This window comes from Kitasatospora sp. NPDC048296, from assembly GCF_043201815.1.
Taxonomy (GTDB): Bacteria; Actinomycetota; Actinomycetes; order Streptomycetales; family Streptomycetaceae; genus Kitasatospora.
In genome coordinates, this window is record NZ_JBICZB010000131.1 from 1 (window position 1) to 11477 (window position 11477).

Consider the following 11477-nt stretch of genomic DNA (forward strand, 5'->3'; position numbering starts at 1 on the left):
GACCCGATCGAGGCGCAGGCGTTGCTCGCCACCTACGGGCAGGACCGGCCGGCCGAACGGCCGCTCTGGCTGGGCTCGTTGAAGTCCAACATCGGCCACGCCCAGGCGGCGTCCGGTGTCGCCGGCATCATCAAGATGGTCATGGCGATGCAGCACGGCGTCCTGCCGAAGACGCTGCACGTCAACGAGCCCTCCCCGCACGTCGATTGGACGGTCGGCGCGGTCTCGCTCCTCACGGACGCGCAGCCGTGGGAGGCGACGGACGGACGTCCGCGCCGGGCGGCCGTCTCCTCCTTCGGTGTGAGCGGGACGAACGCGCACGTGATCCTGGAGGAGGCCCCGGCGGTCGAGGCGGCCGCCGACGAGGGCATGCAGGGGTCCGAACTGCCCGCCGTCTGGCCGCTGTCGGCGAAGTCGGAAACGGCGCTGCGCGACCAGGCCCGGCAGCTCCTGGACTGGCTCACCGAACACCCGGACACGGACGATGCCGACATCGCCCACGCACTGACCACCGGCCGCTCGCTGTTCGAGCACCGTGCGGTCGTGCTGCCCGACGACCGGGCGGAGGCGCTGCGCGCCGTGGCCGATGCCACGCCGCACCCGTCGGTGGTGACGGGCAGTGCGGCGGCGAGCGGCGGCAAGCTGGCGTTCCTGTTCACCGGGCAGGGATCGCAACGGGTCGGCATGGGTGAGGAGTTGTACACCACCTTCCCGGTGTTCGCCGCCGCGTACGAGGAGGCGCTGCGCCACTTCGACCCGCAGTTGCGGGAAATCATCGCGTCGAACCCGGACGGGCTGCTCGACACCACCCTGTACACCCAGCCGGCGCTGTTCGCCCTGGAGACGGCCCTGTTCCGCCTCCTGGAACACCACGGCCTCACCCCCGACTACCTCGCCGGGCACTCCATCGGTGAGATCGCCGCCGCCCACTGCGCCGGCGTCCTGTCGTTGAGTGATGCGGCGAAGCTGGTCGCCGCCCGCGCCCGGCTCATGCACAGCACCGGCGAAGGCGCCATGGCGACCCTCCAGGGGGTCGAGGAGGACATCCTGCCTCACCTCACCGACGCACTCACCATCGCCGCCGTCAACTCCGCCGACGCCGTCGTCGTCGCCGGGGACACCGACGCCGTCCACGCCCTCGCCGCACAGTGGAAGGAACAGGGCCGCAAAGCCAAGGTCCTCAACACCCGCCACGCCTTCCACTCCGCACACATGAACCCGATCCTCGACGAATTCCGCGCCGTCGCCGAGACATTGACCTACCACGAGCCAACGATCCCGATCATCTCCACCCTCACCGGCGAGTTGGCCGATCAGCTCACCGAACCCGCCTACTGGGCCCGCCAATTGCGCGAAGCCGTCCGCTTCCACGACGCCCTCACCACCCTCCACCACCACGACGTCACCACCTACCTCGAACTCGGCCCCGACACCACCCTCACCACCCTCACCCGCACCACCCACCCGGACGCGGTCACAGCGGCGACCCTCATACCGAACCGACCCGAGGCAGCCACCGCTCTCGGCGCCCTCGCCACCACCCACACCCACGGCCACCCCGTCAACTGGCCCACCACCAGCCACATCCACACCACCCTCCCCACCTACCCCTTCCAGCGCCAGACCTACTGGCTCCAGCCCACCGGCACGGTGAAGGTGGCCGAACTGGGACTCGACCAGGCGGAGCACCCGCTGCTCGGGGTCGCCATTACGGTGGCCGAGGACGACGGGCTGCTGCTCACCGGGCGGATCTCACTGCGCACCCACCCCTGGCTGGCCGACCACGAGGTGCTCGGGACCGCGCTACTGCCGGGCGCGGCGTTCGTGGAGCTGGCACTTCACGCCGCCGGGCAGGTCGGTTACGACACCGTCGACGAGCTGACCATCGAATCCCCACTCGCGCTGCCCGAACAGGGCGCTGTCCAGCTGCAGTTGAGCGTCGGCTCCCCGGATGACGACGGCCGCCGCGCGGTGCGGGTGCACTCCCGCGCGGTCGGCGAGGACACCGAATGGACGCGGCACGCGTCCGGCACCCTCACCGCGTCGGGCTCGGCGGCCCTGAACGGGGCGCCGCTCGGCACCGCCTGGCCCCCGGCGAAGGCCGTGGCCGTCGACACCGACGGGCTCTACGACCGGCTCGCCGACGCGGGCTTCCGGTACGGGGAGACGTTCCAGGGCCTGCGCGCGGGCTGGCGGGACGGCGATGACGTGTGCGCGGAAGTCCGGCTCCCGGATGGGCAGTTCGAGGCGGCCGAGGCGTTCGGCCTGCACCCGGCACTGCTGGACTCCGCGATGCACTCGCTCGGCCTCGGCGTGCTGGAGAGCGAGGACGACCAGGTGCGCCTGCCGTTCGCCTGGACGGGGGTCACCCTGCACGCACGGGGTGCGGTCGCCGCCCGCGTCCGGCTGACGCCCGTCGACGCCGCCACCATGCGGCTGACGCTGGTCGACGCCGAGGGCGCGCCCGTGCTGACCGCCGAGGGGCTGACGTTGCGCGCCATGTCGCGGACGGCCGCGCCGGCGGCGGCGCGGCCGCTGTACGGCGTGGAATGGGTGCCCGTGCAGGTCGCGACCGACGCGGTCGTGGAAGACATCGCGTCGATCTCCAACCCTGAGGACCTGGCCACACTGGTGCCGACGCCGGCCGTACGGATCGACCTCTCGGCGACCGGGGGCGAGGGCGGCGGTGACGGCGAGGGCCAGGCGGCCGCTGCGCATGCGGTGGCCGGGCGGGCGCTGGCGATCGTCCAGGCCTGGCTGGCGGACGAACGGTTCGCCCAGTCGCGGCTGGCCCTGGTCACGCGCCGGGCCGTGCCCGCCGACGACGTGAACGACCCCGCATCCTCGACCGTCTGGGGCCTGGTCCGCAGCGCGCAGACGGAGAACCCGGACCGGTTCGTGCTGATCGACCTGGACGAGGACCCGGCGTCGGCGGCCGCAGTACCCGCCGCGCTCGCCAGCGGTGAGTCGCAAGTCGCGCTCCGCGCAGGCGAGTTGCTGGTACCGCGACTCGTCCGCGTGTCGGCGGCAACCCCCGGCGCCGACCGCACCGACGACGTGCCCACCGACATCGCCCCCATCGGACTCGGCCCGGACGACACCGTGCTGATCACCGGCGGCACCGGCACCCTCGGCGCCGAACTGGCCCGTCACCTGGTGACCGGGCACGGCGTGCGCCACCTGGTGCTCACCAGCCGGCGTGGCCCCGAGGCGGCGGGCGCCGCCGAGTTGGTGGCCGAACTGACCGGGCTCGGCGCCACGGTGACCGTCGCGGCCTGCGACGCCGCTGACCGCGCCGCGCTCTCCGTCCTGCTGGAGTCCCTGGACCGTCCGCTCACCGCGGTCGTGCACGTCGCGGGCGTGCTGGACGACGGCGTGATCGCCGCGCTCACCCCGGAGCGGCTGGCCGCCGTGCTGCGCCCGAAGGTGGACGCGGCCTGGCACCTGCACGAACTCATCGGTCCCGACACCGCGTTGGTGCTCTTCTCCTCCATCGCCGCCACCCTCGGCAGCCCCGGCCAGGGCAACTACACCGCTGCCAACGCGTTCCTGGACGCGCTGGCCCACCACCGACGGGCGCTCGGTCGTCCCACGGTCTCGCTGCCCTGGGGCTTCTGGGACACCGGCGACGGCATGACCGCACAGCTCACCGACCGCGACCGCGCCCGCCTCAGCCGGGGTGGCGTCACTCCGATGACGGTCGAGCAGGGGCTGGCCCTCTTCGACGACGCGCTCGGCATCGACCGCGCCCTCGTCGTCCCGGCCCGGCTCAACCTCGCCGCCCTGCGTAACGCCGACGAGGTGCCGGTCGCCCTGCGCGGCCTGGTCCGTACGGGCCTGCGCCGCGCCGCGGCCGGCCCGGCCTCCGGCAGCGGCTCGCTCGCCCAGCGAGTCGCCGCCCTGCCGGCCGCCGAGCGCGACGCCGTCCTGCTGGAGACCGTGTGCTCCGCAGTGGCGACCGTACTCGGCCACGACGGAGCCGGTTCCGTGCCGGCGGACCGGCAGTTCACCGACCTGGGCTTCGACTCGCTGACCGCCGTGGACTTCCGCAACCGCCTGGCCGGCGTCACCGGGCTGCGGCTCCCCGCCACGCTGGTGTTCGACTACCCGACCCCGGTCGCCCTGGCCGGGTATCTGTGCGATGAACTGCTCGGCGCATCCACCGCGGCCGGTGCCGGTGCGGTCGCCGTCCGCCCGACGGCGCTGGACGACGAGCCGATCGTGATCGTCGGGATGGCCTGCCGCTACCCCGGCGGGGTGCGCTCGCCCGAGGACCTCTGGCAACTGGTCGCGGACGGGGTGGACGCCGTCTCGCCCTTCCCGCTCGACCGCGGCTGGTCGGAGGACCTGTTCCACCCGGACCCCGAGCATGTCGGCACCTCGTACACCCGCAACGGCGGATTCCTGCACGAGGCCGCCGAGTTCGACGGCGACTTCTTCGGGATCTCGCCGCGCGAAGCACTGGCCACCGACCCGCAGCAGCGACTGCTGCTGGAGACCGCCTGGGAGGTGTTCGAGCGGGCCGGCCTCGACCCGGCAGCGCTGCACGGCAGCCAGACCGGCGTCTTCACCGGCATCATGTACAACGACTACGGCTCCCGGCTGGTCGACCACGCGCCGCGTGGCTTCGAAGGGTTCATCGGGACGGGCAGTGCGCCGAGCATCGCCTCGGGCCGGGTGTCGTACACCTTCGGGTTCGAGGGCCCGGCCGTGACCATCGACACAGCCTGCTCCTCCTCACTGGTCGCCCTGCACCTGGCCGCGCAGGCACTGCGCAACGGCGAGTGCGACCTGGCGCTCGCCGGTGGCGCGACGGTGATGGCCACGCCCACCACCTTCATCGAGTTCAGCCGCCAGCGCGGCCTCGCACCGGACGGCCGGTGCAAGGCGTTCTCCGCCGACGCCGACGGCACCGGCTGGAGCGAAGGCGTCGGCCTGCTCCTCGTCGAGCGGCTGTCCGACGCGCGCCGCAACGGGCACCAGGTGCTCGCGGTGGTGCGCGGCTCGGCGATCAACCAGGACGGCGCCAGCAACGGCCTCACCGCCCCCAACGGCCCCTCCCAGCAACGCGTCATCCGTGCCGCCCTGGCCAACGCCGGGCTGAGCAGCGCGGAAGTCGACGTCGTGGAAGGCCACGGCACGGGCACCACCCTGGGCGACCCGATCGAGGCCCAGGCGCTGCTCGCCACCTACGGCCGCGAGCGTGCCGCCGAACGTCCGCTGTGGCTGGGCTCGTTGAAGTCCAACCTCGGACACTCCCAGGCGGCGGCCGGCGTCGCCGGGATCATCAAGATGGTCATGGCGATGCAGCACGGCGTCCTGCCGAAGACGCTGCACGTCAACGAACCGTCCCCGCACGTCGATTGGACGGCCGGCGCGGTCGAGCTGTTGACCGAGGCACGACCGTGGGATGACTCCGACCACCCGCGTCGGGCGGCCGTCTCGTCGTTCGGCGTGAGCGGGACGAACGCGCACGTCATCCTGGAGCAGCCGCCCGTCGAGGAGGTGGCCGACGAGGCGACCGCCGAGGGGCCCGAACTGCCGGTCGTCTGGCCGCTGTCGGCGAAGTCGGAACCGGCGCTGCGCGACCAGGCCCGCCGCCTCCTGGACTGGCTCACCGAACGCCCTGACGCTGCCGACACGGACGTCGCACACGTTCTGACCACCGGCCGCTCGCTGTTCGAGCACCGCGCGGTCGTCCTGCCCGGCGACCGTGCAGAGGCGCTGCACGCCCTGGCGCAGGGCGCCAACCACCCCGGCGTGGTCACCGGCAACGCCTCCCGAAACGGCAAAATCGCCTACCTGTTCACCGGGCAGGGATCGCAACGAGTCGGTATGGGCGAGGAGTTGTACGACACCTTCCCCGTCTTCGCCGCCGCGTACGACGAAGCGCTCAGCCACTTCGACCCCGAACTGCGCCGCATCATCGCATCGAACCCCGACGGACTGCTCGACACCACCCTGCACACCCAGCCCGCACTCTTCGCCCTGGAGACGGCCCTGTTCCGCCTCCTGGAACACCACGGCCTCACCCCCGACTACCTCGCCGGCCACTCCATCGGCGAGATCGCCGCCGCCCACTGCGCCGGCGTCCTGTCCCTCGCCGACGCCGCCAAACTGGTCGCCGCCCGCGCCCGCCTCATGCACAACACCCGCGAAGGCGCCATGGCCACCCTCCAAGGCACCGAGGAGGACATCCTCCCGCACCTCACCGACGCACTCACCATCGCCGCCGTCAACTCCGCCGACGCCGTCGTCGTCGCCGGGGACACCGACGCCGTCCACGCCCTCGCCGCACAGTGGAAGACCCAAGGCCGCAAAGCCAAGGTCCTCAACACCCGCCACGCCTTCCACTCCGCACACATGGACCCGATCCTCGACGAATTCGAGTCCACCGCAGCCGAACTGACATACAGTCAGCCCTCAATTCGGATCATCTCCACCCTCACCGGCAAACTGGCCGACCAGCTCACCGAACCCGCCTACTGGGCCCGCCAATTGCGCGAAGCCGTCCGCTTCCACGACGCCCTCACCACCCTCCACCACCACGACGTCACCACCTACCTCGAACTCGGCCCCGACGCCACCCTCACCACCCTCACCCGCACCACCCACCCCGAAGCCACCGCAACCGCCACCCTCACCCCCAACCACCCCGAGACACACACCACCCTCGCCGCCCTCGCCACCGCCCACACCCACGGCCACCCCGTCAACTGGCCCACCACCAGCCACATCCACACCACCCTCCCCACCTACCCCTTCCAGCGCCGCACCTACTGGATCGACACCAGCTCCGCCAACGGCGACCCGAGCCAGCTCGGCCAACTCCCCACCGAACACCCGCTGTTGTCGGCGGCGGTGCCGCTGGCGGAGGGCGACGGCGTGGTGTTCTCCGGCCGCCTCTCGCTGCGCACCCACCCCTGGCTGGCCGACCACGCCGTGCACGGGACGGTGCTGGTGCCGGGCACGGGCATGGCCGAGATGGTGCTGTTCGCCGGTGACCACGTCGACTGCGCGCTGGTCGAGGAGCTGACGCTGGCCGCGCCGTTCGTCATCCCCGAGCAGGGGTCCGTGCAGCTCCAGGTCACCGTGGGCGCACCCGACGACGACGACTGCCGGCCGGTGTGGGTGCACTCGCGGCCGGGCGACGCCGAGGACGCGCCGTGGACTCGGCACGCCGAGGGCACGCTGGCCCGGACCGCCCCGGAGCCGCGCCCGCAGGACGGGGCCGACGCGGCCTGGCCGCCGGTCGGCGCACAGGCGGTGGACCTGGACGGGTTCTACGAGCGACTGACCGGCCTGGGGCTCGGCTACGGCCCGGTGTTCCAGGGCCTCACCGCGGCCTGGCAGGCGGGCGACGAGCTGTTCGGCGAGGTCACCCTGCCGAGCGGGGGCAGCGGCAGTGCCGGCGGCAGGCGCCGCTTCGGCGTGCACCCGGCGCTGCTGGACGCCGCCCTGCACCCGCTCACCTTCGGCGCGCTGGCGGCGGCGCAGCAGGGCGAGTCAGGTCCGATCAGCCTGCCGTTCTCGTGGACGGGGGTCGCCCTGCACGCCACGGACGCCACCACGGTGCGGGTCCGGATCACACCCGCCGCCTCCGGTGCGGTGGCACTGGAGATCACCGATCCGGCCGGTTCGCCGGTGGTCTCGGTCGGGGCGCTGGTGCTGCGCACGGTGTCGCCGGAGTCGCTGCGGGCGCGGCCGGCCGAGCAGGACGCGCTGTACACGCTGGGCTGGACGTCCCTCCCGCTCCCGACCGACGCGGCCACCGCCACCGCCCTGACGGTGTCCCGTACCGACGACCTGGCGGCGACCCTGGCGGCGGACGACGCGCCGCTGCCGGAGGCACTGCTGGTCCAGGTGCGCCCGGACGACGTCGCCGGGACCGGGCGGGCGCACGCCGCCGCCACTCGGGCGCTGGAGCTGGTGCGCCGTTGGATGACGGACGAGCGCGTCGGGGACTCCCGGCTGGTCCTGGTCACGGCCGGGGCCGTGGCCGCCCGCCCGGGCGAGGCGGCGGCCGATCCGTGGTCGGCCACCGTGTGGGGTCTGGTGCGGGCCGCTCAGGCGGAGCACCCGGACCGGTTCGTGCTGCTGGACTCCGACGGTGCTCCGGCGTCCGAGGAGGTGCTGGCCGCTGCGCTGGCCACCGGCGAGCCGCAGCTCGCGCTGCGCGAGGGCACCGCGTGGGTGCCCCGGCTGGCCCGGGAGAGCGGGTCGGGCGCGTTCGCGCCGCCGGCCGGGGAGACCTCGTGGCGGCTGGACGTGACGGAGAAGGGCACGCTGTCGAACCTCGCGCTGGTGCCGCACCCGGAAGCGGAGGCACCGCTGGAGCCGGGTCAGATCCGCATCGCACTGCGCGCCGCCGGCCTGAACTTCCGTGATGTGCTGATCGGCCTGGGCATGTACCCGGGCGACGCGCTGATCGGCAGCGAGGGCGCGGGCGTGGTGCTGGAGGTCGGCCCGGGGGTGACCGGGCTGGTGCCGGGCGACCGGGTGATGGGTCTGCTGGACGGCGGGGCCGGGCCGCGCGCGGTCACCGACCAGCGGCTCGTCACGCACGTCCCGGACGGCTGGACGTTCCCCGAGGCGGCGGCCGCGCCGATCGTCTTCCTCACCGCGTACTACGCGCTGAACGACCTGGCCGGGATGCGACCGGGCCAGCGGCTGCTGGTGCACTCGGCGGCCGGCGGCGTCGGCATGGCGACGCTGCAGCTCGCCGCGCACCTGGGTGTGGAGGTGTTCGGCACCGCGAGCGCCGGCAAGTGGGCGGCGGTGCGGGCGGCGGGCCTGGACGAGGCGCACCTGGCCTCCTCGCGGACGCTGGAGTTCGAGCAGCGCTTCCTCGACGCGACCGGCGGCGAGGGCGTGGACGTGGTACTCGACTCGCTGGCCCGGGAGTTCGTGGACGCCTCGCTGCGGCTGCTGCCGCAAGGCGGCCGGTTCCTGGAGATGGGCAAGACCGACATCCGGGACGCCGCGGAGGTCGCCGAGCGGCACCCGGGCGTGGACTACCAGGCGTTCGACATGATGGACGCGGGCTTCGACCGCATCCAGGAGATGCTGTCCGCGCTGCGCGAGCTGTTCCAGACAGGCGTGCTGCGCCCGCTGCCGGTGACCTGCTGGGACATCCGCCGCGCACCGGAGGCATTCCGGTACCTGAGCCAGGCGAAGCACATCGGCAAGGTGGTGCTCACCGTGCCGCACGCGCCCGACCCGGACGGCACCGTGCTGATCACCGGCGGCACCGGCGGGATCGGCCGGCTGCTGGCCCGGCACCTGGTGGCCGAGCACGGCGCCCGGGACGTGGTGCTGACCAGTCGGCGCGGCCCGGCGGCCGAGGGCGCCACCGAACTCGTCGCCGAGCTGAGCGGGTCGGGCGCACAGGTGCGGGTGCTGGCCTGCGACGTCACCGACCGTCAGGCGGTCGCCGAACTGCTGGCGGACCTCCCGGACCTGACCGCGGTGGTGCACACCTCCGGTGTTCTGGACGACGGCACCCTGGAGTCGTACGGCGAGGAGCGGCTGGCGGCCGTCCTGCGGCCCAAGGTGGACGGCGCGCAGTGGCTGCACGAGCTGAGCGCGGACCGCGACCTGGCGGCGTTCGTGCTGTTCTCGTCGATCGCGGGCACGGTCGGCAACCCGGGCCAGGGCGCGTACGCGGCGGGCAACGCCTTCCTGGACGCGCTGGCCCAGCACCGCGCGGCGCGCGGCCTGCCGGCGACCTCGCTCGCCTGGGGCCTGTGGGCCCCGACGGCCGGCATGGTCGGCACGCTGGACGAGGACCAGCAGCGCCGACTCGGCAAGCGCGGCGCCCTGCTGCCGCTCAGCGACGAGCAGAACCTCGCGCTGTACGACGCGTCGGTGGCCGGCGCGCTGCCCGCTGTCGTCCCGGCCAAGCTGGACCGGTCCGCGCTGGACGGCAGCGGCCCCCTGCCCTCCGTACTGCGCGACCTCGTGCGGCGGCCGGTCCGGCAGGCCGCGGGCACCACGGCGAGCCCGTCCTCGCTGGCCCAGCGGCTGGCCGGACGGAGCGCTGCCGAGCAGGCCGCGCTGGTCCTCGACCTGGTGCGCGGCGAGGTGGCGGCCGTCCTCGGCCACACCGGCGCGGACGCGATCGGCGCCAACCAGGAGTTCCAGCAGCTCGGCTTCGACTCGCTGACGGCCGTCGAGCTGCGCAACCGGCTGAACTCCGCCACCGGTCTGCGGCTGCCCGCCACGCTCATCTTCGACTACCCGACCCCGGGCGCCCTGGCCGCCTTCGTCGGCGAGCGGCTGCTCGGCGAGGCGGGCGCCGCCGCCACCGCGCCGAAGGCGACGCGAGCCGCCGACCGGGGCTCCGGCCCGGACGGTGACGCCGAGCCGATCGCGATCGTCGGCATGGCCTGCCGCTACCCGGGCGGCGTGAGCTCCGCCGAGGACCTGTGGCGGCTGGTCGCCGAGGGCCGGGACGCGATCAGCGGATTCCCCGCCGACCGGGGATGGGACGTCGACGCGATCTACGACCCCGAGCCGGGCAAGCCGGGCTACTCGTACGCCAAGACCGGTGGCTTCCTCGCCGACGTCGCCGGCTTCGACGCCGAGTTCTTCGGGATCTCGCCGCGCGAGGCCGCGGCGATGGACCCGCAGCAGCGCCTGCTGCTGGAGACCTCCTGGGAGACCCTGGAGAACGCGGGCATCGACCCGGCCGAGCTGCGCGGATCGGCGACCGGTGTGTTCGCGGGCGTCATCGCGCAGGACTACCTGGCCCGGCTGCCGCGCATCCCGGAGGGCTTCGAGGGGTACGTCGGCACCGGCAACACGACCAGCGTCGCGGCGGGCCGGCTGTCGTACACGTACGGGTTCGAAGGCCCGGCGGTGACCGTCGACACGGCGTGCTCGTCCTCGCTGGTCGCCCTGCACCTGGCCGCCCAGGCGCTGCGGCAGGACGAGTGCTCGATGGCGCTGGCGGGCGGCATCACCGTCATGTCCGCGCCCTCGATGTTCACGGAGTTCAGCCGGCAGCGCGGGCTGTCACCGGACGGCCGCTGCAAGGCCTTCGCGGCGTCCGCCGACGGCACCGGCTGGGGTGAGGGCGTCGGCCTGCTCCTGCTGGAACGCCTCTCGGACGCGCAGCGTAACGGCCACCGCATCCTGGGTCTGGTCCGTGGCACCGCGATCAACCAGGACGGTGCGAGCAACGGCCTCACCGCGCCCAACGGCCCCTCGCAGCAGCGCGTCATCCGGGCGGCCCTGGCCAACGCCCGTCTCGACGCCGCCGACGTGGACGCGGTCGAGGCGCACGGCACGGGCACCCCGCTCGGTGACCCGATCGAGGCGCAGGCGCTGCTCGCCACCTACGGGCAGGACCGGCCGGCCGAACGGCCGCTGCTGCTGGGATCGTTGAAGTCCAACATCGGCCACACCCAGGCGGCCGCGGGCGTCGGCGGCATCATCAAGATGGTCATGGCGATGCAGCACGGCGAGCTGCCGCG

Annotated in this window: 1 protein-coding gene; it reads left to right on the forward strand. The window is 73.6% G+C overall.

Annotated features, from left to right (window positions below):
- Positions 1-11477, forward strand: an 11477-nt coding sequence (locus ACGF12_RS37310) for an SDR family NAD(P)-dependent oxidoreductase (protein ID WP_393040703.1), incomplete at both ends; no start/stop codon positions are given.